The organism is Halomicrococcus gelatinilyticus (assembly GCA_024227995.1).
GTDB classification, from domain to species: Archaea; Halobacteriota; Halobacteria; order Halobacteriales; family Haladaptataceae; genus Halomicrococcus; species Halomicrococcus gelatinilyticus.
In genome coordinates, this window is sequence record CP100465.1 from 453,312 (window position 1) to 478,740 (window position 25,429).

The following is a 25,429-nucleotide window of genomic DNA, read 5'->3' on the forward strand; positions in this document are numbered from 1 at the left end:
ATGGACGCCGGAAAGCTAGCGCGCGGATTCAAGGCGACGCTCGGGGCGCGAACCATCCACGTCGCGGCCAGCGGACTGCTGGTCGTCCTGCTGACGCGATTCCTGCTCACGCCAGCGCAGTACGGCCTGCTCGGGACCGCGCTGTCGGTGTTCGGCGTCGCCGCGCTGTTCGCCGACCTCGGCATCGCGAAGTCTGCGGCGCGCTACGTGACGGAGTACCGCGAGACGGATCCGGGGCAGGTACCGCACGTCCTGCGGATCGCCGTCGGTTACCGCGCGATGACGACGCTGGCCGTCGCCGCCGCGTTCGTGCTGTTCGGCGCGCCGGCCGCGAACCTGCTCGGCCAGTCGCGGCTCGCACCGTTGCTCACCCTCGGCGGCGCGTACATCGCCGTCTACTCGCTGTCGACGTTCACCACCGTCGTGTTCCAGGGATTCAACCGCGTGACCTACAGCGCCATCACGCGGGCGACGGGGAGCGGAAGCCTGCTCGTGTTCGTCTCCGTCGGCGTGCTGGTCGTCGGGGGAGCGGCCGGCGCGCTCGTCGGCTACGTCGCCAGCTACGCGCTGTCGTCCGCGGTGGGCGTGGGCGTGCTCTACTGGAAGTTCTACCGCGACCACGAGCGCGCGGTACGGGACGCCGTCGACCCGGGACTGGCACGGCGCGTCCTCCGGTACAGCGTCCCGCTGACGGCGACCCGCGGCGCGAACGTCCTCGACAAGCGGGTCGACACCATCCTCGTCAGCGTGCTCGTCGGCCCCGTCGCGGTGAGCTACTACTACCTCGCCAAGCAGATATCGACGTTCATCCAGACGCCGGCCGCGTCGCTCGGGTTCACCATCTCGCCGACGTACGGCGAGCAGAAGGCCGACGGCGAGACCGACGACGCCGCCCGGCTGTACGAGACGACGCTTGAGCACACGCTGCTACTGTACCTGCCCGCCGCGGCGGGGCTGGTGCTGGTCGCCGACCCCGCCGTCACCCAGATATTCGGCGCGAAGTACAGCCAGGCGACCGCCGTCGTGCAGGTGTTCGCGGGCTACGTCGTCCTCCAGGCGGTCACGTTCATCACGAGCGACGCGCTCGACTTCCTCGGGCGGGCGCGCGAGCGGGCCATCGCGAAGGGGTCGACGTCGGCGGCGAACTTCCTCCTGAACCTCCTCCTCATCCCGGCGTTCGGCGCGCTCGGGGCCGCGGTGGCGACGGTGGCGACCCACTCGGTCTACGTGGCGGTCAACCTCGCCGTCGTCCACGCCGAACTGTCGCTGTCCATCCCGCGCCTGCTCCGGCACGTCGCGTTCGTCTGCGCCATCACGGCGGCGATGTCGGGGGCGGTGCTGGTGGCGCTCCCCTACGTCTCCGGGCTCGTCTCGCTGGTCGCCGTCGTCCTGCTCGGCGTCGTGGTGTGGGCCACGCTCGCCGTCGGCAGCGGCCTCCTCGACGTCCGTCGCGTCGTCGGGATCCTGGCGTGACCGGCGGGCGACCGTTCCACCGTCGAAAGCCACACTGCGCGGCCGGTAACCACCGCCTGAACGCGCGACCGGACGGCACGGAGCGGCCCCTCGTTCGCCACCGAACCGGCGGTCGGCCGCGACGAATCGCCGTTACGTCCTCCCGACGGCTGCGAGAAGGGACGGCCAAACGAGATGCAATCGGCCCATAACAAAACCGGCTGCGGTGGTGGACCGGAACAGGCAATCCTGCAACTATGTCGATGGACACTACAAGTCCCGAACGGGCGTTCGTCCTCGGACTCGACGGCGTCCCGTGGGACCTGCTCGAGCGCTGGGTACGCGGGGGAGAGCTACCGAACTTCGAACGGATGTTCGACGAAGGGGCGACCGGGTCGCTCTCCAGCACGACGCCGGCGTCGACGCCGCTGGCCTGGCCCACCATCGCGACGGGGGTGTGGCCGGACAAGCACGGCGTCTACGGCTTCCAGCAGCTGGAATCGAACTACACGCACCGGATGAACACGAGCGCCGACGTCCGCCAGCCGGAGCTCTGGGACGTGCTCTCGCCGTCGGTGGTGGGCAACGTCCCGATGACGTATCCCGCCGACGACATCGACGGCACGCTCGTCTCCGGGATGATGACGCCGGAGATGGACGAGCGGTTCACGCAGCCGTCCGAACTCGCCGACGAGATACAGGAGTCCATCCCGGACTACCGGGTCGGCCTCGCGTGGGACGAGTACCGCGACAGCCCCGAGGAGTTCCGCGAGGAACTGTCGTCGCTGCTGTCCGCCCGTCGACAGCTGATGCGCCTCCTGATGGACCGGGAGGAGTGGCGGCTCTTCTTCTTCGTCTACACCGCGCCCGACCGCCTCCAGCACCTGATCTGGGAGGAGTCGGCGCTGCTCGACCACTACCGCGAACTGGACGACGTCCTCGGCGAGGTCATGGAGTACGTCGCCGAGCGCGACGCCGTCCTGTTCACCGTCTCCGACCACGGGTTCGGCTCCATCTCCACCATCGTCTCGGTGAACACGCTGCTGGAGCGCGAGGGCTTTCTGACCCGCAAGGGTAGCGACGGAACGCGCGGCGCGCTAGCGCGACTGGGCGTGACGAAGTCGACCATCCAGGACACCCTGGACAGCTTCGGCGTGACCGAGGACGTGCTGGTCGAACGCCTCCCGCGGTCGCTGGTCGACACCGTCGCCTCGCAGGTGCCCGGCGACCACAGCCTCTACGACGTCGACTTCGAGGAGACCGTCGCCTTCGTCCACGGCTCCGGCAACGTCTACGTCAACGACACCACGCGGTTCGACCCCGGCGTGGTCGACCCGGACGACCTGGCGGAGGTCAAGGCCGACGTCCGGTCGGTCTTCGAGGAGGCGACCGACCCCGAGACGGGCGACCGCGCGCTCCGGGTGGTCGACGGCGACGAGGTGTTCCCGACCGACGGCTACTCCCCGGACCTCGTCGTCCGCGGCATCGACGAGTACGAACCCGGGACGAAGCTCACCCGCTCGGTGTTCACCGACAGCGGGAGCAAGGTCGCCAGCCACTACCCCGAGGGCATCTTCCTCGCCTGGGGACCGAGCGTCGAGGGCGGCGCCTCGACGACGGACGCCAGCGTCGCCGACGTTGCGCCGACCGTCCTGCACGCGCTCGACGAACCGGTGCCGGCAAACGCCGACGGGCGCGTCCTGAAGGAGATATTCCAGCCGCAGTCGATGGCCGGCCGCGGCGCGGTGTCCCAGCGCGAGTACGGCCAGACTGCCGCGGACGACGTCGACGCGGACTTCGACGACGTCGAGGACCGCCTCCGCGGCCTCGGGTACATGGAATGACGGGGAGCGACGGCCACCCCGGACGCGATGGCACTTTGCAGCCCGGACCGACGGACGCGACCGTCCTCGTCACCGGCGGTGCGGGGTTCGTCGGCAGCCACCTCTGTGAGGCGCTCGTCGCCGACAACGAGGTGCGCGTCCTCGACGACTGTTCGTCAGGGTGCGCGGGCAACGTTCCGCCCGGGGCGACCGTCGTCCAGGGCGACGTCCGCGACCCCGAGACGGTTCGCGAGGCGGCAGCCGACGTCGACGTCGTCTTCCACGAGGCGGCGCTGGTCAGCGTCGCGGAGTCGGTCGAGATGCCGCTGAAGAGCGACGCGGTCACGGCCAGGGGGACGCTCCACGTGCTCGACGCCGCCCGCCGCGAGGACGCCCGCGTCGTCCTGGCGTCCAGCGCGGCGGTCTACGGCCACCCCGAGTCCGTCCCGGTGACCGAGGACGAACCGAAGGCGCCGACGTCGCCGTACGGCGTGGCCAAACTGTCCGCCGACCAGTACGCCCTGCGGTTCAACGACCTCTACGGCCTGGAGACGGTGTCGCTCCGCTACTTCAACATCTACGGGCCGCGCCAGAACCCCGAGTACGGCGCCGTCGTCTCCGTCTTCCTCGACCAGGCGGCCGCCGGCGACCCCATCACGGTCGAGGGCGACGGCAGCCAGACCCGGGACTTCGTCCACGTCGACGACGTCGTCCGGGCGAACCTGCTCGCCGCCGAGACCGACCACGTGGGCGAGGCGTTCAACGTCGGCACGGGCGAGAGCGTGACCATCCGCGAACTCGCCGAGACGGTCCGGCGGGCGACCGACAGCGACTCCGACGTCGTCCACACCGACCCACGTCCGGGCGACATCGACCACAGCCGGGCCGACGTCTCGAAGGCGCGCGACCGACTCGGCTTCGAACCGACCGTCCCCCTGGAGGACGGCCTCGCCGCGCTCCACCGCGAACGGGCAGGGGGGACGCCCGACCCGGGCGGGCGGGCGTCGACCGACTGAAGGCATCGGGCGGGCGACGACGGACCGAGGGCGTCGGACGGGCGAGCGCGCAGGCGCCGCAGCCCCCGCGGTCGCGCCGTCTCGCAAGATAGTTGGCACTCCCCCACCGAGAGGGAGCCATGACCGAGTACTTCGAGGTTCACCAGCGCGACGGCCCCGCGCGGGTCGCCGAGCTGCGCCTCGACGAGTCGCTGACGACGCCGGCGCTGGTGGACGACGTCCTCGCGGACGCCGGGAGCCTCTGGTCCGCCGAGCGCGACCTCCCCGAGGGCGACGGGTCCGAGCTGACCGTCCTCCCGCACCGGGCGTTCCCGAGCGGGACCGCGGACGAGGTGATGGAGTCGTTCGCCGTCGACTACCCCCAGGTCGACTACCCGAACGCCGTCGTCGTCGCGCCGGAGACGGCCGCGGACTACGGCGCCGACGCCTACGTGCTCTCGGGCGCGCAGGGGTTCGTCGGCCACGGCTCGGCCTTCCGCGAGGCCGTCGTCGAGACCCGCTCGAAGGTTCCGGCCGACAGCGCGCTGTACCTCCCCGGCGTCGCCACGCCGCGGAACGTCGCCACGCTCGTCTACGCGGGCGTCGACCTCGTCGACGCCGACGCGGCGGTCGTCGCCGGCACGCAGGGGCGGTACTTCACGACCGAGGGCCGCCACTACCTGGAAGACCTCTCCGAACTCCCCTGCTCGTGTCCCGCCTGCCAGCAGTCGGCCGAGACGTTCTCCCAGGAGGACTGCGTCGACCACAACGTCAACGCCCTGCGCGCGGAACTGCGCGTCGTCCGCGAGCGCGTCCGCGCGGGCCGCCTGCGCGACTACGTCGAGGGGCAGGCCCGCCACGACCAGTGGCTCACCGCCGCCTTCCGCGAGTTCGACCAGCAGTGGGAGTACCTCGAACAGCACACGCCGGTCGTCCGCGACGTCGAACTGTCGGCGGCGACCGAGGACGCCCTCCGCCGGGTCGAGATACAGCGGTTCGCCGACCGCGTGACGAGCCGCTACCGGAACCGCTTCTCGAACCCGCTCGTGCTGGTGCCCTGCTCGGCGAAGAAGCCCTACACCGAGTCCCAGAGCCACGGCCAGTACCACGACGCCGTCCAGTTCCGCGGCCACAAGGTGTCGATGACCAGCCCCATCGGCGTCGTGCCCCAGGAGCTCGAACTCACCTACCCCGCCCAGCACTACGACTCGGTGGTCACCGGACGCTGGAGCGAGGACGAGAAGGCGTTCGTCGCCGACGTGCTGCAGCGCTACCTCGAACGCAACGAGTACCCGAAGGTCGTCGCGCACGTCCCCGACGAGGGGTACCGCGACGTCTGCGAGCGCGTCGAATCGGCGCTCGGGATGACGTTCGAGTACACCGTCGAGGACCACCCGACGACGACCGAGTCGCTCGGCAACCTCGCCGCGGCGCTCCAGGGCGAACTGAAGTACGGCAAGCGCGAGCGCCAGCACAACACGGTCCGGGCCATCGCGGACTACCAGTTCGGCGACGGCGCGGGCGACGCCCTGTTCGAGGACGTCAGCATCCAGAGCCGCTACCCGAAACTCCGCGTCCACGACGCCGACGGCGAGCAGCTCGCGGCGATGGTGCCACAGTACGGCGTCCTCTCCTTCACCCTGGCGGGCGCGCGCCGCTGGGTCGACAGCGACGCGCCCACGAAGCGCGTCGCGATCGACGACTTCGCGCCCCACGGCAGCGTGCTCGCGCCGGGCGTCGTCGACGCCGACGACGACGTGCGCGTCGGCGACGAGGTGGTCGTCGAGGGACCGGCGGCGTTCGCCGTCGGCCGCGCCGCGATGTCCGGTCCCGAGATGGCGGAGTCCACCCGCGGCATCGCCGTGGAGGTCCGACACGTCGAGGAGAAGTAGGGGAGCGAAAAGAGCTAACAGGGTCGCCGTCGGACGGGGGGCATGGGAGTCCCAGCAGACATCGAGTTCGACCACGACGTGCAGCGACGCATCTACCGCCACGTCGAACGCACCGGGGCGACGACCGTGGAGCAGGTCCGCGACGAGGTCCGGGTGTCCGAGTCCACGGGAGCGAAGCCCGCGCGCTCCGGGACGACCGAACCCCAGGTGCGACTCCGCCCGGAGGAGTTCCGCGACCACCTGTCCGCGCTGGTCGACGCCGGCCACCTCGTCGAGAAGGAGGGGGAGCTCCACCTTGCGATGGACGAGGGGGCCGAGGAGTACACCGAGGGCGACCTGACCTACCGCATCCGGCCCGCCCGGGAGTCCGACCGCCGGGGCGTCGAGACGGCGATTCGGGAGATCGCCTCGGAGGGGACGTCCATCGCCGCGAAATCCGTCGCGGCTGCCATCGACGACGAGGGGGCGCTGTTGCGGCACAACGAGCGCCGGTCGCGGATGTTCTACGTGGCCGAACTGGTCGGCGACGCGACCGGTGAGAGCGGCGCGGACGCCGAGAACGAAGGCGAGATCGTCGGCTGGGTCCACGTCGAGTCGCCGGAACTGGACGAACTCCGGCACACGGCGGAGCTGACGGTCGGCGTGCGCGAACCGTACCGCGAACACGGCATCGGCGGGCGCCTGCTCGACCGCGCCATGGACCGGGCGAGCGACACCGGGTACAGCAAGGTGTACCAGAGCCTGCCGGCGACCAACGAGACGGCCATCGAACTGCTGGACGAGCACGGGTGGGAGACGGAGGCGGTCCGCGAGGACCACTACCTCGTCGACGACGAACTCGTCGACGAGACGATGATGGCGCGGGAGCTGTAGACGAGACGCCCGGGACCCCTCGACGGCGAGAGCGCACGGCCGTCGCTCAGGAGAGCGGCCGGAACCACACCGCCGCGAGCAGCAGCGCGAGGAACACGTACGACCCGCGCACGAGCAGCATCGTCGCGAGTTCCGGGTCGGCGCGGCGGGCGACCACCGCGACGGCAGCGAACCCGACCACGGCGAGCACGCTGCTCGGCGGGAACACGGCGACGGCGGCCAGCGAGACGACCGCGAGGAGCGCGACGGCCATGAGCGTGTAGGCCGTCGCCCGCGCTCGCGCCCGGCCGAGAACGACGGCGACCGTTCGCTTCTCGATGGACCGGTCGTACTCGAAGTCCTGGGCGTCGTCGATGACCTTCACGCCCGAGAGCAGCACCACGAAGACGACGGCGAACGCGACGGCGACGGGCGCGACCGCGCCGGCCTGGGCGTAGTACCCGCCGAGGATGGACAGTCCGATGCCGAGGGGGTAGCCGGTCGTCGCGGTGACGGGGTTCGTGTCCATCTGTGGCGCGTGCAGGTAGCCGACGAACCAGGTCGGCAGCGTCACCGCGACCGCGCCGGGACTCGCGAGCAGCCAGAGACCGACGAGACAGACGCAGAACAGCGCCGTCGCCCCGCCCAGGCCGACGAGACACCCCGTGCGCGTCAGCGGGTGGTCGTCGTCCTCGCCGCGGACGTAGAAGTCGACGTACCCGTCCTTGACGTGTGCGACGTAGACGGCGGCGAAGATGGCGGTGGCGTGGAGCGCGCCGACGGGGAACGACACCGCTCCGGCGAGGAAGGCGCCGAACCACGAGCAGGCGACCGGCGGTAACATGAAGACCGGGTGGACCTGCGAGGCGAGGGCCCTGACGGCGGCCGACGGACCGCTCGCTCGCCGGGAGACGGGCATAGCAACACCCCACGGTCGCCTCGAAGATAAAGTTCCGTGCCGACGGGAGGGGGTTCAGCGGACCGCGCGGGTGGCCTCGGCCATCACTTCGAGCGCTTCCTTGATGTCCTCGATGCCGGTGGCGTAGGAGATGCGCGCGTAGCCCGCGCCGTGCTCGCCGAAGGCCTCGCCGGGGACGACGACGACGTCGCGGTCGAGCACCTCGTCGACCCAGCCCTCGGGCACCTTCGGCATCGCGTAGAAGGCACCCTCGGGTCGCGGCGTCTCCAGGCCGGCGTCGTCGAGGCCGTCGAGGAGGACGTCGCGGCGCTTCTCGAACGCGGCGACCATCTCGTCGACGGCGTCCTGCGGTCCAGTGAGCGCGCCGTAGGCGGCGTACTGGGCGGGTGCGCTGGCGCAGGCCTGGACGTACTGGTGGACGCGCAGCATCCGCTCGATGCGGCGCTCGCTCGCCGCGACCCAGCCGAGTCGCCAGCCGGTCATCGAGTACGTCTTCGAGCAGGCGTTGACGACGACCACGTTGTCCGTCTCGGCGTACTCCATCGGCGAGTGGTGCTCGCCGTCGAAGACGATGTGCTCGTACACCTCGTCGCTGATGCAGAGCACGTCGTGTTCGTCGGCGATGCGGGCGAACTCCCGCATGTCCGCCTCGCTCTGGACCGCCCCGGTCGGGTTCGAGGGGCTGTTGACGACGAACGCGGCGGTGTCGTCGGTGAGGGCGTCCTCCACCGTCTCGGGGTCCAGCGTGAGGTCGTCGCGCAGCGGAACTGGCTTTGGCGTCCCGCCGGCGACGCGGGTCAGCGCGTCGTAGGAGACGAAGCCGGGGTCGGGGAAGACGACCTCCTGGCCGGGGTCGACGTGGGCCTCCATCGCGAGGTGGAGCGCCTCGCTGCCGCCTGCGGTGGCGATGACGTTCTCGGGCGGCACCGAAACGCCGTTGTCGCGCTCGTGCTTGTCGCTGATGGCCTCCCGCAGCTTCCGGATGCCCTTGTTGGACGTGTAGGCGTCCGCCGCGCCCGACTCGATGGCCTCGATGGCTGCCTGCTTCGCGTGGTCCGGCGTCGGGAAGTCAGGCTGGCCGATGCCGAGGTTGATGGCGTCCTCGCCGGCCGCCTCGAAGACCTCACGGATACCGCTGATCGACACCTGCTCGACACGATTGGAGAACTCCGACATGGTCGTCCCTGCGTCCGGCGGGGCGATAACTCTTGATATGTGCTGGCGTGCCTGACCGGTGCTCCCGGCGCGGCGCTGCGCCGTCACCGGCCCCGGCACGCCCGCCGAGGTGGCGAACGTCCAACAGGTCGAGCCTTCGTCTCCGAAGGGACTGCCTTCGCTCCGGACGGCCGGCTCCGACCGATGCCCTGGACCTGGATGCGACGTTCGCGCACGCTTCGCGGCAGGCTTTGCGCCTACCTGTGACGCGCCCGCGGCGTCTCGAAGCGGGAAACCGGAGGGAGACGGTCGCTCGTGGCGGCGGGCCGGCGTTCCGCGGAGCACCGGAGCCACGGCCAGAGACACCGCGGACTCGCCACACATACGTCCGCGATACGTGGAGTGAGACGATGAGAGACGCACGTTCGACCACGCAGTCCGCGACAGGAAGACGACGGTTCCTCCAGGGTCTCGGCGGCGCGGCGACCCTCACCGGCTTCGCGGGCTGTCTCGGCGGGACGGCCGGCAGACCGAGCGAGATCTCCGTCGCGTACATGCCGATCTACCCCGACATGCAGCACTTCGTGATGCAGGAGGAGGGGTACTACGACGACCTCCCCGTCGACGTGACGGCGGAACCGTTCTCCGACGGACCGAGCATCGTCCAGGCGTACGCCAGCGGCGACTTCGACGTCGCACTGTTCGGCATCGTCCCCGCGATGATCGTCCTCGACAAGGGCATCCCGGCGAAGATCGCGGCGGCGAACATCAAGAACGCCATGACGGTCATGGGGACGAAGGAGTTCGCGGGGCTCTTCGAGGAACACGGCGCGGACGCGTTCGCGAAGTTCGAGAAACGGAAGGGCCGCAAGTTCAGATTCGGCACGTTCCCGCCGGGGAGCGTCCCGGACATCCTGCTGCGCTACTGGCTGGAGAGCGAACTCGGTCTCGACCCGGCGAAGGCCGTCGACGTCGTCGCGATGGGCGGCGCGGGGCCGGTCCGGCAGGCCCTGCTCGCCGGCGAGGTCGACGGGACGAGCATCATGGAGCCCGTCCCGACCACCGTCGAGCAGAAGGGCGCGTCCTACGAGCGCGTCGCGTGGGCGGGCGACTTCATGCCCGGCCAGCCCGCCGCGGTGACGCTCGTCCACGACCGCCTGCGAGAGAAGAACCGAGAAGTGGCGACGGCCTTCGTCGAGCAGCACGTCCGCGCGACGGAGTTCGTGAACGCCAACCCCGACGCGGCGGCGAAACACGCGAGCAGGGTCATCGGCGAGGAGGCGCTGTCCGTCGAGACGGCGCGGAAGGCGATGGACTCGCCCGCCGCCGACTTCGTCTCGGACCCCTACGACGTCGAGAGCGGGGCGAAGATATTCAGCGAGTACGCCGCCCGACTGGGGAAGACCGACCAGCGTCTGTCGGTAGAGCAGTTGTTCGACTTCTCGCTGTACGAGGACGTCACAGCATGAGCACGGACACCCGGTCAGGCGCGACGCCGTCGGACGCGGTGGGGCGCGCGTCGGCGTTGGGGACTGTCCGGTCGCTCCGCGGCGTCGCGGGCACCGCCGGCTTCGTCGCCGCGTGGTGGGTCGCCGCGCTGTTCCAGCCGCCGTACCTCCTGCCCTCGCCGGTCGAGGTGGCGGCGGCGTTCGCCGCCGAACTCGCCGCGAGTGCGGTGTACACCGTCCCGCTCGTCGGCGCGGACGTCGAACTGTCCCGGCTGGTCGTCAAGCTCCTCCAGAGCCTCCAGCACTACGTCCCCGGGCTCGTCGCCGGGACCGTCCTCGGCGTCGGACTCGGCGTCGCCATGGGCTGGAACGACCGACTCGACGACGCGCTGACGCCGGTCACGCGCGTGCTGCGGCCCATCCCGCCGCTGGCGTGGATCGCGTTCGCCATCGTCTGGATCGGCATCGGCCACGCTGGGGCCGCCTTCATCGTCGGCATCGGCGCGTTCTGGATCAACTTCTACAACGCATACAGCGGCGTCGGAGGCGTCCCGGCGGACCTGAAGGAGGTCGCGGCCAGCCTCGGCGTGGACGACGACCGCGAGATGATCCGCAGGGTCGTCCTGCCGAGCGCGACGCCCGAGATAGCGACCGGCGTGCGGACGAGCATCGGCCAGTGCTGGATGATCGTCGTCGCCGCGGAGCTGTTCGGCGCGCCGGGCGTCGGCTATCAGATCATCGTCGCCGCGCAGAACCTGGAGATGGCGGTGAGCGTGGCGTACATGCTCGTCATCAGCGCCGTCTTCCTCGTGAGCGACGGCCTGTTCCGCCGCGTCGAAGGGAGGGTCCTCGCGTGGCGGACGTGACGCCGAAGGTCGCCGTCGACGGCGTCGGCAAGCGGTTCGACGGGGAACGCGGCGACGCCGTCCGGGCGCTCGACGACGTCTCCTTCTCGGTGCAGGACGGCGAGTTCGTCTGCGTCGTCGGCCCGTCGGGCTGCGGGAAGACGACCCTGTTCCGGACCATCGCGGGCCTGGAGACGCCCACCGAGGGGAGCGTGCGCCTCGACGGCGACCCCGTCACGGGTCCGGGGACGGACCGCGGGATGGTCTTCCAGGGGTACGGCCTGTTCCCCTGGCGGTCCGTCGCCGGGAACGTCGCGTTCGGCCTCGAACAGCAGGACGTGCCAACGGCACACCGCGGTCGTCGCGTCGAGGAGATGCTCGACCTCGTCGGGCTCGCCGAGTTCGCGGACGCCTACCCGAAGTCGCTCTCGGGCGGCATGAAACAGCGGGTCGGCATCGCCCGCGCGCTCGCGGTCGACCCCGAGATACTGCTCATGGACGAGCCGTTCGGGAGCGTGGACGCCCAGACGCGGGACATGCTCCACCAGGAACTCCTCGACATCTGGGCGACGACGGAGAAGACCGTCCTCTTCGTCACCCACGACGTCTCCGAGGCGGTGACGCTCGCCGACCGCGTCGTCGTCATGGCGGCGGACCCCGGACGGGTCCGCGAGGTGGTCGACGTCGACCTGTCGCGCCCGCGAACCCGCACCGACCCGGCGTTCGCGGATTACGTCGAGCGCGTCCGGGCCCTCATCGGCGAGTAGCTACTCCTCGACGGCCGCCCGGAGCTGTTCGATGTGCGTCTCCAGCACGTCGAGCGCTGCGTCGGCGTCGACGTACCCCTGGTCGTACTCGTCGTAGACGGTGTCAGCGTCGCGGAGGAACTGCCGTATCGCGTCGTCGGCGTCGGTCATGTATCGGCGAAGACGGTTCGCGGGGAAAAGTCCGCCGGCTCGCGGTCGTTACTGGTACATCCGGAGCGGCTGGGCCTGCGAGCTCTCCTTGGTCTCGACCTGCTGCATCCGCTGGGCGAGACGCTCCTTCTGCTCGCGGATCTCCTCGGCGCGCTCGACGAGTTCGTCGGTGTCGACGTCGAACCCACCGACGGGCGCGATGCCGTTCTTGATGAGCGCCCGCGCTGCCTCGGGGTCGGGGAACTGGGGGTCGCTCTGGACGATGAGCCCGACGGCGTCGAGGTCGTCCCGCGCTGCGCGGTTGAGGAGCGCGCCCGTCGGACCGCCGATGGCGCCCGCCTCCGGCGGCACGCCGACGTCTTGGTCGTCGAGCAGGTCGCCGCCCTCGCCCGTGGCGACGCCGTAGAGTTCGGGCACCTGGTCGGCCTCCTTCTGGTGGGGCAGGCCGCTGAGGAACAGCGGCGTGGCGTCGTTGTCCTGCATCCACTGCACGGTGCAGCTGGCGAACTGGGGTGCGGCCTCCGCCGAGACCGGCACGTCGCTGACCAGCGCCACGAGGTCGCGCTGCTCGTCGGCGTACAGGCGGACGGGCGGCCGCAGCGTCCTGTCGTCGCCCGAGTAGACCGAGATTCGGGGGAGTCCCTCGCAGTCGAACCCGGCGTAGTAGGTCATGTCAAAGGTGTCGACGAGATGGTCGGTCGCGATCTTCCCGACCAGGCCCAGACCGGGAAGCCCCTCGACGACGGTCGGCGCGTCCAGCTGCACGTCCTCCGCGACGACGTTGATGGCACTCATACCCGGAAGGTTCGGACGGTTAAGTCTTAAAGTCGGTGGGGGAAGCGAGGGGAGTCTCCGTTCCGAAACCCACAAGCGCCTCTCGACCACAGGTCCGGGTAATGGACGTACTGGAGCGGTACGAGCCGATAATCGACGACTTCGAGGCGTTCCGCGAGACCTGCGAGCGCCCGCTCCCGTCCGTCGTCAGGGTCAACACGATCAAGGCGACGCCGGAACGGGCACGGCGGGCGTTCGACGAGGCGGGCGTCGACTGGACGCCCCGCGAGTGGAACGAGAACGTCCTCGAGATAGACGCCAGCCCCGGGACGACGTGGCCGTCGTTCCACGGCTGGACGCACGGCCAGGAGGAGGTCTCCGCCATCCCGCCGGTGGCGCTCGACCCCGACCCCGGCGACCGCGTGTTCGACGCCTGCGCCGCGCCGGGGAGCAAGACGACGCAACTCGCCGCGCGGATGGACGACGAGGGACTGGTCGTCGCCAACGACAACAACCTCGGCCGACTCTCCGCGCTCCGGTTCAACACCGAGCGCCTCGGCGTGACGGCCGCGGCCGTCACGAACCAGGACGCGCGCAACTTCTCGTTCGGCGAGTTCGGCTTCGACGCGTTCGACGCCGCCCTGGTCGACGCGCCGTGCTCCTGTGAGGGCACCATCCGGAAGAACCCGACCGCCGTCGACGACTGGTCCACCGGCCACGTCGAGAGCATCGCCGGCGTCCAGAAGGGCATCCTCCAGCGGGCCATCCAGGCCACGCGCGACGGCGGTGAGGTCGTCTACGCGACGTGCACGTTCGCCCCCGAGGAGAACGAGGCGGTCGTCGACCACGCCCTCGAAGAGACGGACTGTCGCCTCGTCGACTTCGACGTCGGCCTGGACCACGTCGAAGGCGTCACCGAGTGGCAGGGCGAGACGTTCGATCCGAGCGTGCGGAAGGCCAAGCGGTTCTACCCCCACCACAACGACACCGGCGGGTTCTTCTGCGCGAAACTGGAGGTGGGACGATGACGGACGCCACGAACGACGGCCAGCGGTTCGACCGCCTGCCAGCGACCGCCGACGAACGAGAAGTCGAGGGGCGCGCCACCCGCGAGGAGGTCGTCGACTGGTGGGTCGACCGGTTCGGCGTCCCGCGCGAGACGTTCGACGGCTTCAGCTTCTGGGAGAAGGGCAAGGGCAAGATATGGGTCCTCCGCGGCGAGGTCGAGTCCCCGCTCCGCATCGAGGCGCTCGGGATGACGTTCCTGCGGACGCGCCAGGAGCACTGGAAGCCGACGACGAACGCCGTCCAGCGGTTCGGGCGGCACGCGACCCGGAACGTCGTCGAACTCGACCGCGAGCAGGCACGGGCGTTCGCGAGCGGCGAGGACCAGGACCTCGACTGGGACGGCGACTGGGGCTACGTCGTCGCCGCCCAGGAGGTCGCGGGCGACCGCGAACCCCTCGGCGTCGGCCTGTTCCTCCGCGGCGAACTCCAGAGCCTCGTCCCGAAGGGGCGACGGCGAGACATCTAGACCGGTGCGACGACCGCGGTCACGGCCAGTCCGACGACGACGGACCAGATCGACGTCCCCGCAGAGAGGACGCCACCGATCCCCTCGACCCTCTTCAGCACGTCGAACGGCGTGTGAACCTCGTCGTGGCGACTCGCACGTTCACACGCCCGGTCGAGTCGCCGCCGGAACTCGGCGCGGTCGTCGACGGCGCGCGAGCCGACCACGGCGGCGAGCAGCACGTAGAACTCGGGCATCCACCCCTCGAGTCGAGGCTACAAATGATAACGGTTGTTCTCGAAATTACAACTTGTATGGGTTGTTCAGTGCTTCGCGGCCTCACCGTTCCCTGACCGTCCCTCCGCCGAGCCCCTCCCATTCGACCGCGTAACCGAGTTCCGAGAGGAGGGCGCTGGCGTCGTCGACGCCGTGGTCGTCCAGCAGCGACTCCACGCTAGAGAACGCCATGCCGTCCTCTATCTCGTCGGCGAGCGTCTCCAGCAGCGCGGGGCGGACGAGCGTCCGGCCGACGCGGACGTGGTCGGGGAACGACTTCTCCGCGAGCGCGTCCTCGCTCACGCCGTGCGCGGCGGCGAGGTCGGCGAGCGTCACGGCGTCCGCGTCGGGCGACAGGTCGTCCGGCAGGGCGGCGGCGTTCGCGGCGACCAGGTCGTCCTCGTAGCGCCGCAACGCGTCGCGGACGTCCTTGACGCGGATGGTCCCCGAGTAGGGGATGGCGCGGTGGTCGCGGGCGGCGATCTCCTCGCCGACGCCGAGGCTCTCGTCGACGGCGACCAGCAGCCGCTCGTCGGTCGCGTCGAGTTGCGAGAGCTTCTTCTCGACGTACTCCGGCGTCCAGAAGCCCATTATCTCGAAGAAGACGCGGAACCGGTCGTCGGCGTCTCCGGCTTTCGTGTCCGTCTTCGCCGTTCCGTCCGCTTCGTCGTCCGCGCCCCCGTCGTTCGCCGGCGACCAGACGAACGCGAAGTCGGGAATCATCACGCGCGCGCCGGCCTCCAGCGGTTCGGGCTCGCGGACGAGGTCCCAGTCGAGGTCGAGCGACGAGAACCGGGTCGCGAAGTCGGCCTCGACGTCGCTGTCGAACGAGACCGTCGCGAGCGGTTCCGTGCCGGGCACCCGGACCGGGTCGTCGTTCGTGAGGCGGAGCTCGCGCTCCGTGCCGTAGTCGTCGACGGTGGCGACGACGCGCCACTCGTCCGTCTTCGCGACGGTCCGGAGCAGGCGCGCGAACCGGGTGCCGTAGCGCCGCGTCGCGCGGAACAGCGCGTCGGGGCCGGTCACCACCACCTCGCGCCCCGCGTCGGTCTTCCGAATCTCGTACATCAACCGGAGTCGCTTGACCGACGAGACGACGGCCCGGGGGTCCGACGACCGGACGCGGAGTTCGGTCGCGTCGAACAGCGCCGTCTGGGCGAGCGAGAGGTTGTACTGCGCCAGCAGTTCGTCGGGGTCCCAGCGCGACTCGAAGGCGGCGAGCACCTGTCGTTCGTCGAGGTCGGCGTACAGCGACGCCGCGAGGTCGTCCGGCGCGGCGTCCAGTCTGTCGGCCGCGTGGGCGAGCGCGGCCTCGCGTTCGTCCTCGGTGACGACGCCGACGGTCTCGGCCGCCTCGAAGGCGATGCGCCGGGCGCGTTCCGGCGGGACGGCCGCCCGCGTCTCGAACGTCGCCTCGCGTTCGAGGAGCTTGGCGAACCCCCGGACGAGCTTGAAGTCCGGCGCGTCCGCTTCGAGGTCGTCGAGAGCGGACTGCAGGTCGGCGCGCGACTGCCCGACGTGTCCCTGGTACGTGCCGATGACGCGGGCGGCGAGCGGGCGGTGTTCCCGTCCGGCGAACTGCGGGTGGAACCCCCCACCGGCGCGGGACACGCGGAGCAGGTCCTTCGTCAGCACGTCAGCCCGTAGGTCCGTCGGTTACAAAAACGGTCTGAATGGGAAAACGCACTGAAGGGGAAGATTCTTTCCGGACCGCGCGGAGGATGGATGCATGCACCGACGTGACGCCCTCCAGCGCATCGGTCTCGTCGCCGCCGTCGCCTCGACGAGCGGCTGTGCCGCCATCATCGAAGGCGGCCCCGATCGGAAACCCAGAGACGGCGACCGCAAGCGGTCCGGCAACCTCGAGTCGACGAACATCATCCCGCCGTACGAGGACGAGGATGGGAACGTCGTCGTCGGAGTGACGATCACCAACAACGGCGACGAGCAGGCGTCCGCGACGCTCGAAGCGAGCCTGGAGATCGGCGAGTCCGTCCACGAGAAGTCGACGACAGTGACCGTCCCCGGCGGCGAGTCGAAGGACGTCACCATCACGTACGACCTCGACTTCGAGACCTACGAGAACGCCGACACGAAGGGCATCGACTTCAATCTGGTCTGACTGGCGCGGACGCCGAACGTCCCTGCCACCCCGTCGCTCCCCGTCAGCGGCGTCGCGCCGCGACCCGCTCTTCTGCCGTCTCCTCGCTGACGACCTCGTAGAGCAGCGCGCGACCGCCGTCCGCCTTGGGTCGGAGGACGCGCCCGAGCCGCTGGGTGAACTCGCGCTCGCTCCCGCTCCCCGAGAGGAGGACGGCCACGTTCGCGTCCGGCACGTCCACGCCCTCGTCGAGGACGTTCGACGTGACGATGCGGGAGTACTCGCCGGTCCGGAATCGCTCCAGCAGTTCGCGACGCTCGGCGGTCGACGTCTGGTGCGTTATCGCGGGGAGGAGGAACCGCTCGGAGAGGCGATAGACGAGGTCGTTGTGCGCCGTGAAGACGATGACGCGGTCGTCGCGGTGGCGGTCGAGGACGTCCGCCAGCGCCGTCACCTTCGCCTCGCAGTTCATCATGATGTCTCGGGCGCGCTGCTTGGCGAGCAGCGCCTCGCGCGCTTTTGGGTCGGACCCGGAGCGCTTGACGAGTTCCTGGTAGTCGCTGCCGCTGCGCATCTGGATGTTCGACCGCGCGAGGTAGTCGGTGAACACGGACTGTTCGGCCTCGTAGCGCCGCCGCTCCTCCTCGGTGAGTTCGACCGTGCGGCGCTTGACGTCGTAGGGCGCGAGGTGGTCGCCGGCGAGCTCGTCGGCGTCGACGCCGTACACCTTCGGACCGACGAGGTCCGCGACGACCTCGTGGGCGCCGTCCGGGCGCTCGAAGGTCGCGGTGAGGCCCATCCGCGCCGGCGCAGCGAGCAGGCGCGCTATCTCGCGGTAGCCCTCGCCGCCGAGGTGGTGGACCTCGTCGAAGACGACGAAGCCGAACCGGTCGCCGAGGTCGTCCGCCCGGAGGTACGCCGAGTCGTACGTCGCCACCGTCAGGGGTTCCACGTACTGTTCGCCGCCGCCGAGCTGGCCGATGGGTCCGCCGAACTCCGTGCGAAGTTCGCGCCGCCACTGGTCGAGCAGGTCCAGCGTCGGGACGACGACCAGCGTCCCCGTCCCGAGGCGCTCGATGGCCTTCACGGCGACGACCGTCTTCCCGCTCCCGGTCGGGAGTTCGAGCACGCCCCAGTGCGGCCTGCGGGCACTCGCGTCGGCGGTCGTGCCGTCCGCCGTCGCACCGTCCGTCGTCGGTTCCGTCTCGCCGCCGCCCGCCTCCCACGCCGCGAGCGCGTCGGCCTGGTACGCGCGGAGTTCGTACTCGGAAGCGAGGTCGGGGAGGTCGGGCGCGTCGAGGACGTCGTCGACGTACGGGACGCCCTCCGCGTCGAGGTGGTCGACGAGCGGCGCGTACCGGAACGCGGGAGCGCGGTGGGTCTTCGAGCGCGGGTCCGACTCGACGTACGGCAGGGACCGGTCGGTCCCGACCCGTAGCGTGCCGTTTTCGAAGTCGAGCGTGACGTCGGACACAGGTAGAATCGACGGCGCGCGGCCTAAAATGTGCCGAGGCTGGCCTGGAGGCTTCTGTCGGTCGTCCCCGCGTCGAGTTCGTGGCCCACCAGGTCGCGCATGTCGGTCGCGTAGGTCGTGCCGCCGCGTTCGAGGACGAGGACGCGGCCCCTCGTGCCGACGACGGTCCCGCTCGCCAGCGTCTCCGCGACCGGACGGGCGTCGAGGTCGAGGCCGTAGTCGAAGTCGAACGTGTCGAGTGGGTCGAACTCGGCGAGTGCGTCGGTCCACGCGTCGTCGTCGACGTCGCGGTTGAGGGTCGCGACCTTCTCCGGGACCCGGACCCGGTCGGGGAACCGCTCTGCCAGTTCGCTCTCTATCTCGCGGGCGACCCGGCCGTCGGCGACCGTCCGGAGGTGGGCGGCGCGGTCGGCCCCCTGCTCGCGCAGGCGCGTCGACAGCCGCCACTCGCGGGTGACGCCGACCTTGAACGTCGTCGGCGCGAACGCCGCGAGGTAGATGGCGTGCGCCTCGTGGCAGTCCATCTCGTCTTTGAGACACGTCCCGGTACAGCGCGCGCAGACCCAGGTGCTGGTGTGGGCGTCGCAGTAGGGCGCGTCCGGCCGCTGACATCCCACGTGGACGTCGCCGTCGAACGTCCCGGCGCAGTGGCGCTCGCCGAGCGTGTACGCCAGTTCGGTGCCGGGGTCGAGAGGTTCCCGCGTCACGTCGCCCCTCTCACTCAGCAGCAGGGCTGGCGACGAGTCGTCCGACGCACCGGTGTCGTACCCGACGATTTGCACGATGGCGGCTACGCACTCGCCGATAAAAAGCCGTCCGTTCGTGCCACTGACCGACCGTTCCCGACGGGTCGAACCGTCGACCGCGCCGACCCGATTCGGGAGGTACTCCTCCGCCCACGCCGGCTTCCCGGCGTTGGGGCGCGATCAGACGCTCTCCATCCGGAACCTGACCGCGCAATGAACTTGATTTTATTATAAATACTATAAGATAATTTTATCTTGTACCAAAATTCATACTCTACTGCATGTCAGACGATAACAACCGTGTTTCGAGGCGGAACGTGCTCGAACTGACGGCGGGCTCGCTCGCAACCGCGGGTGCGACCGGCGTCGCGTCGGCCAAACCGGAGGAGAAGGTGGAGGTGAACGTCGGCTTCAAGAACGAGCGTGGCCTTGGAGCGGCGCGGCAGTCCGCGACCGACGTGGTCCGGGAGTTCGACTCCATCGACGCCATCACGGTCGAGCTTCCGAAGAAGGCGATTTCCGGACTCGAGCGGAACCCGAACGTCCGCTACGTCGAGGAGAACGGAACGATGGAGGCGCTCGGCGAGACCACCCCGTGGGGTATCGACCGCGTCGACGCCGACGTGGTCCACGCGAACGGCGACACCGGCGACGGCGCCGACGTCGCCATCGTCGACACGGGCATCGACGACGACCATCCGGACCTGCAGGCGAACCTCGGCGCTGGCAAGGCGTTCGTCGAGTGCGGCTCCGGCGGCTGGACGGGCAACTGCACGTTCTACGGCAACGGCAACGACTGCAACGAGCCGTGGTCCGACGACAACGACCACGGGACGCACTGCGCCGGGTCGGCCGATGCCGCCGACAACCAGGAGGGCGTCGTCGGTGTCTCGACGGCGGCGACGCTCCACGCCGTCAAGGTGCTGGACTGCGCCGGCAGCGGCACCTTCTCCGACATCGCGGCCGGCGTCGAGTACGTCGCCAACCAGGGCTGGGACGTCGCCAGCCTGAGCCTCGGCGGCGACAGCGGCTCCCAGACGCTCCACGACGCCATCCAGTACGCCGACGACAACGGCGTGCTCGTCGTCGCCGCCGCCGGGAACGCCGGCCCCTGCACCGACTGCGTCAAGTACCCCGCGAAGTACCCCGAGTGCGTCGCCGTGAGCGCGACGACGTCGGACGACCAGCTCGCCGACTTCTCCAGCCAGGGGCCGGAGGTCGACATCGCAGCACCCGGCAAGAACGTCAACTCGACCGTCCCCGGCGGCTACACGGAGTTCTCCGGGACGTCGATGGCGTGTCCGCACGTCGCGGGTGCGGCCGGCCTGCTGATGGCCGGCGGCGACAGCAACGACCAGGCGCGCGACCAGCTCGCGAGCACCGCAGAGAGCATCGGCCTCGCGGACAACGAGTCCGGCAACGGGCTGCTCGACGCCGCGGCGGCGATGGGCTACGATTCGAGCGACGACACGTAGCTCCTCGCGGAGCGACGATTCCGACTGCGGTCGTCCGCATTTGCACCGTAGACGACACGCTTATCCGCCGGAACCGACGAACAAGGACCAATGAGCACCGAGTCGCCGGACCCGACCGAGACGGAGGCGTTCGAGCAGGTCTGTGAGGAACTGGTCGAGCGCATCCTCGCGGGCGAACTGGAGCGCGACGAGGTCGAGAGCGCGAAGCTGGAGGCCTGTTCGGAGCACTCGGCGCCGAAGGTGCCCAAGAACTCCGAGATCCTCGACTACGCGCCGAACGAGCGCCGGGAGGAACTGGAGTCGGTGCTCCGGCGCAAGCCGGTCCGGACGGCCTCCGGCGTCTCGCCGGTCGCCATCATGACCAGCCCCCACCAGTGTCCGCACGGGAAGTGCCTCTACTGTCCGGGCGGACCGGGGTCGGAGTTCTCCTCCTCGCAGAGCTACACCGGCCACGAACCCGCCGCGGCGCGCGGCGAGCAGAACGACTACGACCCGTACGGCCAGGTCACCCTGCGGCTCGAACAGCTTCGCCAGATCGGCCACCCCGTGGACAAGGTCGAGCTCATCCTGATGGGCGGGACGATGACCGCGCGCAGCCACGACTACCAGGAGTGGTTCGTCAGGCGCGCGCTGGAGGCGATGAACGACTACGACGTCGACAAGGAGCCCGAACCGGCCGAGGGCGAGAGCTTCGCGCAGTCGCCCGACGAGTACGAGTTCCGCTACCTCGAGGACGTCGTCGCCGAGAACGAGACGGCGGACGTGCGCAACATCGGGACGACGTTCGAGACGAAGCCCGACTGGTGCGACCCCGAGCAGATCGACCGGATGCTCGACCTCGGCGGGACGAAGGTCGAGGTGGGCGTCCAGACCACCTACGAGCGCATCAACCGCGAGATGCACCGCGGTCACGGCGTGCAGGCGTCCATCGACGCGAACCAGCGACTCCGCGACGCGGCGTTCAAGGTCGGCTTCCACATGATGCCCGGCCAGCCAGGCATGAGCAAGGAGATGTGCCTGGAGGACTTCCGCCAGCTGTTCGAGGACGAGCAGTGGCGGCCGGACTACCTGAAGATCTACCCGACGCTGGTCGTTCGCGGCACCGCGACCTACGACTGGTGGTACCAGGACGAGTACGAGCCGCTGCGCAACGAGGAGGCCGCCGAACTCGTCGCGGAGATCAAGTCGATGGTCCCGAAGTACACCCGGCTCCAGCGCGTCCAGCGCGACATCCCCGCGGACTTCATCGACGCCGGCGTCTGGAAGTCGAACCTCCGCCAGCTCGCCCGCCAGAAGATGGACGAGCACGGCTGGGAGTGCGACTGCATCCGCTGTCGCGAGGCCGGGATGAACGACGAGGACCCCGAGGACGTCGAACTCGACGTCATGACCTACGAGGCCGCCGGCGGCACCGAGCACTTCATCTCCTTCGAGGACTTCGAGCGCGACCTCCTCGTCGGATTCTGTCGCCTGCGGTTCCCCGGCGACCCGGTGCGCCGCGAACTCGACGACGCCGCGCTCGTCCGCGAACTCCACGTCTACGGGAGCGAGGTGTCCGTCGGCGCCGACGGCGAGGCCGCCCAGCACCAGCACCGCGGGTACGGCCGCCGTCTCATGGAGACGGCGGAGGGGCTCGCCGCCGACGCCGGCTACGACAAGCTGAGCGTCATCTCCGGCATCGGCGCGCGCGAGTACTACCGCGAGAAGCTGGGCTACCACCAGGACGGCCCGTACGTCAGCAAGCGACTCTGAAAACGGACCGTTCTCACGCGCCGACGCGGGAGAGCAGCCGTCGCGAGAGCAGCGACGACGAGAGCGACCCGCCGACGTACCAGACGACCCAGACCTTCACCGGCCCGACGAGCGTTGCAGTGAGCGCCAGCTGTCCGATGCGGGCAGCGAGAGCGCGGCCGGGACGAAGGCGGCGGGCGACGTCACCGCCCAGCGCAGCCAGAGGAACGTCGGCACCGTCAGGAGCATGCTCCAGACCATCGGCCGGAACTGGAGCTTCAGCATCGTCTTCCAGGCGTCCACGAACTCGTGCTGCTCGTCGGCGAGGGCCGCCGCGTCCCCGCCCTGTGCGTCCTGCAACCGCTCCTGGAGCTCCTTCGTCCGCTCCTGGAGCCGTTCCAGTGCCTCGGCGTCACGTAGACGCACCTGGAGGACGGACGACACGATGCCAGTGGCACCGGAGAGTCCGAGCAGGAACACCGAGAACGGCACCAGCGTCGCGAGCGGGCCGAGCAGCACGTTCAGGACGGTCGCGACGGCGTACTGCACGGGAACCACGTAGTACCCCGTCGTGAGCAGCACCGCCAGCACGCCGGCCAGTTCGTCGAGCGTCGTCCAGCCGCCGGTTTCGATGACCATGACTCGTGCTTTCAGCCGGGCGTACATCAAGGAGACCCAACGGGAGGTCGAGGGCGTCGGAGGACACTTCGTGGACGCCTGCGCCCATCGCGGCCGCTGAAGGGACGCGTTACCGACGGCAGGAAGAGACGGCGCGGCGCGGCGTTCAGTGGTTCAGGTGCTCGCTGACGGACTCGACGACGGCGTCGAGCGCGGCGTCGCGTTCGCCGGCGAGGAAGTCGAACTTGCCGTCGCGGGTGCCGACGGCGGTGATGCCGGCTTCGGGCGCATACTCCTGGGCGTCGTCGACGACGTCGCGAACGTTGACCTCGCCGCCACTGCGGACGTGGATCTCGTCGGTGGCGATGCCGAGGGTGACGTTCGGACCGCCGGGGCGACCGGCCATCTCGCGGTGGTGGACGGCGTCGAGGAGCACCGACTCCGGCGGGAAGTCGAAGCGGTGCGTGTAGGCGTCCGTGTCGAGGATGGTGAACGTGACGCCGTTCGCGCCGCGGATGGTGAGGTTCGGCTCGACGGTGTCGAGTTCGTCCTCGAGCTTCGTGCGGAACTGCTCGCTGACGTGCTCGGCGAGGTCGCGCTTCTCGTGCTCGAAGAGGAGGTCGGTGATGAGTTCGCGCTTGTCCTCGTAGGACTGGTAGTAGGCCTCCAGCGCGACGGCCTCGCGGAGCGCGGTGACGTGGTCCTCGTCGTAGCCAGCCTCCTCCGCGAGGTCGACGTAGGTCTCGGGAGCGCCCCACCAGTAGGACACGGCGGGGAGGTGGGCGACGTCGTCGCGGACCTCGGGGTTGACGTGCGCGGCGACGTTTGCACCGAGGACGCCCGCGGTCACGTCGTCGCCCGCGCCGTCGACGTGGGGATTGACGACGACGTCGGCCGTCTCGACGACGGCCTCGTCGGGGTAGTGCGTGTCGACGACGGCGTGCGGTGCGCCGTACACGTCGAGCAGGTCGAGTCCGTCGCTGGACTCGAGGGTGCTACCGGCGTCCACGAGCACGAAGAGGGGAAGCTTCTCGTCGTGGCGCTCGCGGTTGTCCAGCATCGTCGTCACGTCCTTCGTCGCGTCCTCCATGTCGTAGAAGCCGTCCTCGAGCGGACGCCGGTCGAAGTAGTGGTACTGGGCGTCGCTTCGGGCGTGCTCGTCGCGGACGAGCGGGAGGACGGACCGTTCGAGGGCCGCGCCGGCGGCGTACCCCTCGGCGGTCGCGTTGTGACGGACGATGACGGGACGGGACTCCATGACCGCGCGGCGGATGACGCTCGCCGCCTCGCGAATCTCGGCCTCGATGGTCTCGACGGCCGGGTCGTCGCCGAACAGGTCGACGTCGGCCGGCTCGGCCTCGCTCGCCAGCGCCGCGTCGAGACGGTCGCTGACCGTCGCCTCGTCCTCGCCGGTGAGGGCCTCGAGGTGTTCGGTCTCGACCTGGAGTTCGTTGTTGCGCAGTTCGACCTCGCCGTCGAGTCGGACCAGGTCGCCGGTGTCGACCTCGGGGTAGGCGCGGACGCCGGCTTCCTTGAACGCCGCACAGTCGACGACGGCCGTCTCGTCGCGCACCTCGAACACCGTCGGGCCCGCGGTCTGGCTCGCGCCGACGACCTCGCCCTCGATCCGGACGCGGTCACCCACGCGGTCCGAGAGCGAGTCGACGCTGACGCGTCCGGGGGTGTCCGATGCGGACTGCTCTTCGTCTTCCGTTACTGACTCCTCGTCTTCCGCGGCCGACTCCTCGTCTTCCGCGGCCGACTCCTCGTCGCCCTCGTCCGCACCGGCCGACCCCTCGTCGGGCGTCGCTCCGGCGGCACCGGTCGACCCCGTCTCGTGGACGGTCGACCCGGAGCCGTCGGTCGTCGCGGTGTTCTCGGCGTCGTCGCCGTCGTCGTCGTCGTTTGATCGTCCGCCGGAGGACGACCCGTCGTCGTCCGGAACGTAGGTTCGCTGCCCGTCGTCGACGAGGTTGCCGCGGAACTCGCGCTCGGACTGGCGGATGGACCAGCCGAGGTCGACGTTGCCGTTGTCGCGGACGCCGATGACTTCGACGAAGACCGTGTCGCCGGCGTCCCAGTCGAGGGAGTCGAGGCGGCGGTCGAGTTCGCTCTTGTGGAGGAGGCCCGTCACGTTGTCGCCGACGTCGATGAACACGCCGAACTCGGCGAACCCGTCGACGGTACCTCGATAGTACCGTCCGGGAGTCAACTCGTCCGGGCGATTACCTTCGAATTCGAAGAGGACGTCCTGCTCGTGGCTATCACATATCTGGCCGTCGGCAGACGCCCCGCAGATGACGCAGTTACCCATTTATACAAGAGTCCAATAGGCCCGGCCTAAAACGGTTGTCGAAATCCCGACGCGGTCACCCCGAGCCTCCTCGACTCCGACGCGTGTGACCGTTGCGTGGGGACTCCAG

The 25,429-nt window shown here is 69.9% G+C and carries 23 protein-coding genes; 13 read left to right on the forward strand and 10 right to left on the reverse strand.

All coding sequences use genetic code 11. The annotated features are described in order from the left end of the window. The 5 genes from NKT36_RS02415 (at window position 1) to NKT36_RS02435 (ending at window position 7,035) form a co-directional block, all read left to right on the forward strand. Window positions 1-1,473: a flippase gene (locus NKT36_RS02415; RefSeq protein WP_327052354.1), complete on the forward strand. Its 1,473-nt coding sequence runs from the start codon at window positions 1-3 to the stop codon at window positions 1,471-1,473. 236 nt (window positions 1,474-1,709) lie between these two features. Then, a complete protein-coding gene (locus tag NKT36_RS02420) occupies window positions 1,710-3,296 on the forward strand; it encodes an alkaline phosphatase family protein (protein WP_407652197.1) in 1,587 nt (528 codons plus the stop codon). After that, window positions 3,293-4,291, forward strand: coding sequence for an NAD-dependent epimerase/dehydratase family protein (locus NKT36_RS02425; RefSeq protein ID WP_407652198.1), 999 nt, complete (start codon window positions 3,293-3,295; stop codon window positions 4,289-4,291). The genes NKT36_RS02420 and NKT36_RS02425 overlap by 4 nt, the downstream gene beginning before the upstream one ends. 119 nt (window positions 4,292-4,410) lie before the next feature. Then, entirely contained in the window at window positions 4,411-6,162 is a 1,752-nt protein-coding gene (gene arcS, locus NKT36_RS02430; protein WP_327052357.1) for an archaeosine synthase subunit alpha, read from the forward strand. A 42-nt stretch (window positions 6,163-6,204) separates the two neighbouring features. After that, window positions 6,205-7,035: a GNAT family N-acetyltransferase gene (locus NKT36_RS02435; protein WP_327052358.1), complete on the forward strand. Its 831-nt coding sequence runs from the start codon at window positions 6,205-6,207 to the stop codon at window positions 7,033-7,035. A 46-nt stretch (window positions 7,036-7,081) separates the two neighbouring features. Here the strand turns inward: NKT36_RS02435 and NKT36_RS02440 are convergent, their stop codons facing one another. Both NKT36_RS02440 and NKT36_RS02445 read right to left on the reverse strand, forming a co-directional pair. After that, complete coding sequence (locus NKT36_RS02440) at window positions 7,082-7,933, reverse strand: UbiA prenyltransferase family protein (protein ID WP_327052359.1); 852 nt, start codon at window positions 7,931-7,933, stop codon at window positions 7,082-7,084. A 54-nt stretch (window positions 7,934-7,987) separates the two neighbouring features. Further along, entirely contained in the window at window positions 7,988-9,109 is a 1,122-nt protein-coding gene (locus NKT36_RS02445; RefSeq protein WP_327052360.1) for a pyridoxal phosphate-dependent aminotransferase, read from the reverse strand. 389 nt (window positions 9,110-9,498) lie between these two features. Here NKT36_RS02445 and NKT36_RS02450 point away from each other — a divergent pair, with 389 nt between their 5' ends. Genes NKT36_RS02450 through NKT36_RS02460 form a run of 3 tightly spaced genes read left to right on the forward strand, consistent with a single transcriptional unit; the run spans window position 9,499 to window position 12,148 of the window. Continuing rightward, complete coding sequence (locus NKT36_RS02450) at window positions 9,499-10,557, forward strand: ABC transporter substrate-binding protein (protein WP_327052361.1); 1,059 nt, start codon at window positions 9,499-9,501, stop codon at window positions 10,555-10,557. Continuing rightward, window positions 10,554-11,402, forward strand: a complete 849-nt coding sequence (locus NKT36_RS02455; RefSeq protein ID WP_327052362.1) for an ABC transporter permease — start codon at window positions 10,554-10,556, stop codon at window positions 11,400-11,402. The genes NKT36_RS02450 and NKT36_RS02455 overlap by 4 nt, the downstream gene beginning before the upstream one ends. After that, the gene (locus NKT36_RS02460) at window positions 11,390-12,148 is read left to right on the forward strand and encodes an ABC transporter ATP-binding protein (RefSeq protein ID WP_407652199.1); all 759 of its coding nucleotides are present in this window, start codon (window positions 11,390-11,392) and stop codon (window positions 12,146-12,148) included. The genes NKT36_RS02455 and NKT36_RS02460 overlap by 13 nt, the downstream gene beginning before the upstream one ends. On the opposite strand, the gene NKT36_RS02465 is transcribed toward NKT36_RS02460, so the two are convergent. Beyond that, complete coding sequence (locus NKT36_RS02465; RefSeq protein WP_327052363.1) at window positions 12,149-12,298, reverse strand: hypothetical protein; 150 nt, start codon at window positions 12,296-12,298, stop codon at window positions 12,149-12,151. 48 nt (window positions 12,299-12,346) lie between these two features. Further along, entirely contained in the window at window positions 12,347-13,093 is a 747-nt protein-coding gene (locus NKT36_RS02470; protein WP_327052364.1) for a proteasome assembly chaperone family protein, read from the reverse strand. Between the two features lie 101 nt (window positions 13,094-13,194). Between NKT36_RS02470 and NKT36_RS02475 the strand changes: the two genes are divergently transcribed. Next, window positions 13,195-14,100, forward strand: a complete 906-nt coding sequence (locus tag NKT36_RS02475) for an RsmB/NOP family class I SAM-dependent RNA methyltransferase (protein ID WP_327052365.1) — start codon at window positions 13,195-13,197, stop codon at window positions 14,098-14,100. Next, a complete protein-coding gene (locus NKT36_RS02480; protein ID WP_327052366.1) occupies window positions 14,097-14,606 on the forward strand; it encodes a DUF7122 family protein in 510 nt (169 codons plus the stop codon). Before NKT36_RS02475 ends, NKT36_RS02480 begins: the two co-directional genes overlap by 4 nt. Here the strand turns inward: NKT36_RS02480 and NKT36_RS02485 are convergent. Then, window positions 14,603-14,842 carry a hypothetical protein gene (locus tag NKT36_RS02485; RefSeq protein ID WP_327052367.1) on the reverse strand — a complete coding sequence of 80 codons (240 nt, stop codon included), beginning with the start codon at window positions 14,840-14,842 and terminating at the stop codon, window positions 14,603-14,605. The genes NKT36_RS02480 and NKT36_RS02485 overlap by 4 nt on opposite strands. 82 nt (window positions 14,843-14,924) lie before the next feature. After that, entirely contained in the window at window positions 14,925-16,496 is a 1,572-nt protein-coding gene (locus NKT36_RS02490) for a DUF790 family protein (RefSeq protein ID WP_327052368.1), read from the reverse strand. A 94-nt stretch (window positions 16,497-16,590) separates the two neighbouring features. Here NKT36_RS02490 and NKT36_RS02495 point away from each other — a divergent pair, with 94 nt between their 5' ends. Further along, window positions 16,591-16,983 carry a hypothetical protein gene (locus tag NKT36_RS02495; RefSeq protein WP_327052369.1) on the forward strand — a complete coding sequence of 131 codons (393 nt, stop codon included), beginning with the start codon at window positions 16,591-16,593 and terminating at the stop codon, window positions 16,981-16,983. A gap of 43 nt (window positions 16,984-17,026) precedes the next feature. Here the strand turns inward: NKT36_RS02495 and NKT36_RS02500 are convergent, their stop codons facing one another. Both NKT36_RS02500 and NKT36_RS02505 read right to left on the reverse strand, forming a co-directional pair. Next, on the reverse strand, window positions 17,027-18,436 hold the full coding sequence (locus NKT36_RS02500) for a DEAD/DEAH box helicase (RefSeq protein WP_327052370.1): 1,410 nt from the start codon (window positions 18,434-18,436) through the stop codon (window positions 17,027-17,029). Window positions 18,437-18,459: 23 nt separating this feature from the next. Beyond that, window positions 18,460-19,218, reverse strand: a complete 759-nt coding sequence (locus NKT36_RS02505) for a DUF2797 domain-containing protein (RefSeq protein ID WP_327052371.1) — start codon at window positions 19,216-19,218, stop codon at window positions 18,460-18,462. Between the two features lie 245 nt (window positions 19,219-19,463). Here NKT36_RS02505 and NKT36_RS02510 point away from each other — a divergent pair, with 245 nt between their 5' ends. Beyond that, complete coding sequence (locus NKT36_RS02510) at window positions 19,464-20,657, forward strand: S8 family peptidase (RefSeq protein ID WP_327052372.1); 1,194 nt, start codon at window positions 19,464-19,466, stop codon at window positions 20,655-20,657. Window positions 20,658-20,747: 90 nt separating this feature from the next. Then, window positions 20,748-22,409 (forward strand): tRNA uridine(34) 5-carboxymethylaminomethyl modification radical SAM/GNAT enzyme Elp3, encoded by a 1,662-nt coding sequence (locus NKT36_RS02515; RefSeq protein WP_327052373.1) that lies wholly within the window; start codon window positions 20,748-20,750, stop codon window positions 22,407-22,409. Between the two features lie 96 nt (window positions 22,410-22,505). Here NKT36_RS02515 and NKT36_RS02520 read toward each other — a convergent pair whose 3' ends face one another. Further along, window positions 22,506-23,027 carry a DUF106 domain-containing protein gene (locus NKT36_RS02520; protein ID WP_327052374.1) on the reverse strand — a complete coding sequence of 174 codons (522 nt, stop codon included), beginning with the start codon at window positions 23,025-23,027 and terminating at the stop codon, window positions 22,506-22,508. Between the two features lie 145 nt (window positions 23,028-23,172). Then, a complete protein-coding gene (locus NKT36_RS02525) occupies window positions 23,173-25,320 on the reverse strand; it encodes a DHH family phosphoesterase (RefSeq protein ID WP_327052375.1) in 2,148 nt (715 codons plus the stop codon). Between the last annotated feature and the right edge of the window lie 109 nt (window positions 25,321-25,429).

Excerpts from the sequence above, each read along its gene's own strand:
- NKT36_RS02420 (WP_407652197.1), top strand. The coding sequence starts at position 1,710 with ATGTCGATGGACACTACAAGTCCCGAACGGGCGTTCGTCCTCGGACTC.
- NKT36_RS02435 (WP_327052358.1), top strand. The coding sequence starts at position 6,205 with ATGGGAGTCCCAGCAGACATCGAGTTCGACCACGACGTGCAGCGACGC.
- NKT36_RS02515 (WP_327052373.1), top strand. The coding sequence starts at position 20,748 with ATGAGCACCGAGTCGCCGGACCCGACCGAGACGGAGGCGTTCGAGCAG.
- NKT36_RS02525 (WP_327052375.1), bottom strand. The coding sequence starts at position 25,320 with ATGGGTAACTGCGTCATCTGCGGGGCGTCTGCCGACGGCCAGATATGT.
- NKT36_RS02465 (WP_327052363.1), bottom strand. The coding sequence starts at position 12,298 with ATGACCGACGCCGACGACGCGATACGGCAGTTCCTCCGCGACGCTGAC.
- NKT36_RS02510 (WP_327052372.1), top strand. The coding sequence starts at position 19,464 with ATGTCAGACGATAACAACCGTGTTTCGAGGCGGAACGTGCTCGAACTG.
- NKT36_RS02480 (WP_327052366.1), top strand. The coding sequence starts at position 14,097 with ATGACGGACGCCACGAACGACGGCCAGCGGTTCGACCGCCTGCCAGCG.
- NKT36_RS02450 (WP_327052361.1), top strand. The coding sequence starts at position 9,499 with ATGAGAGACGCACGTTCGACCACGCAGTCCGCGACAGGAAGACGACGG.
- NKT36_RS02475 (WP_327052365.1), top strand. The coding sequence starts at position 13,195 with ATGGACGTACTGGAGCGGTACGAGCCGATAATCGACGACTTCGAGGCG.
- NKT36_RS02470 (WP_327052364.1), bottom strand. The coding sequence starts at position 13,093 with ATGAGTGCCATCAACGTCGTCGCGGAGGACGTGCAGCTGGACGCGCCG.
- NKT36_RS02415 (WP_327052354.1), top strand. The coding sequence starts at position 1 with ATGGACGCCGGAAAGCTAGCGCGCGGATTCAAGGCGACGCTCGGGGCG.
- NKT36_RS02425 (WP_407652198.1), top strand. The coding sequence starts at position 3,293 with ATGACGGGGAGCGACGGCCACCCCGGACGCGATGGCACTTTGCAGCCC.
- NKT36_RS02445 (WP_327052360.1), bottom strand. The coding sequence starts at position 9,109 with ATGTCGGAGTTCTCCAATCGTGTCGAGCAGGTGTCGATCAGCGGTATC.
- arcS (WP_327052357.1), top strand. The coding sequence starts at position 4,411 with ATGACCGAGTACTTCGAGGTTCACCAGCGCGACGGCCCCGCGCGGGTC.
- NKT36_RS02455 (WP_327052362.1), top strand. The coding sequence starts at position 10,554 with ATGAGCACGGACACCCGGTCAGGCGCGACGCCGTCGGACGCGGTGGGG.
- NKT36_RS02485 (WP_327052367.1), bottom strand. The coding sequence starts at position 14,842 with ATGCCCGAGTTCTACGTGCTGCTCGCCGCCGTGGTCGGCTCGCGCGCC.
- NKT36_RS02520 (WP_327052374.1), bottom strand. The coding sequence starts at position 23,027 with ATGGTCATCGAAACCGGCGGCTGGACGACGCTCGACGAACTGGCCGGC.
- NKT36_RS02440 (WP_327052359.1), bottom strand. The coding sequence starts at position 7,933 with ATGCCCGTCTCCCGGCGAGCGAGCGGTCCGTCGGCCGCCGTCAGGGCC.
- NKT36_RS02495 (WP_327052369.1), top strand. The coding sequence starts at position 16,591 with ATGCACCGACGTGACGCCCTCCAGCGCATCGGTCTCGTCGCCGCCGTC.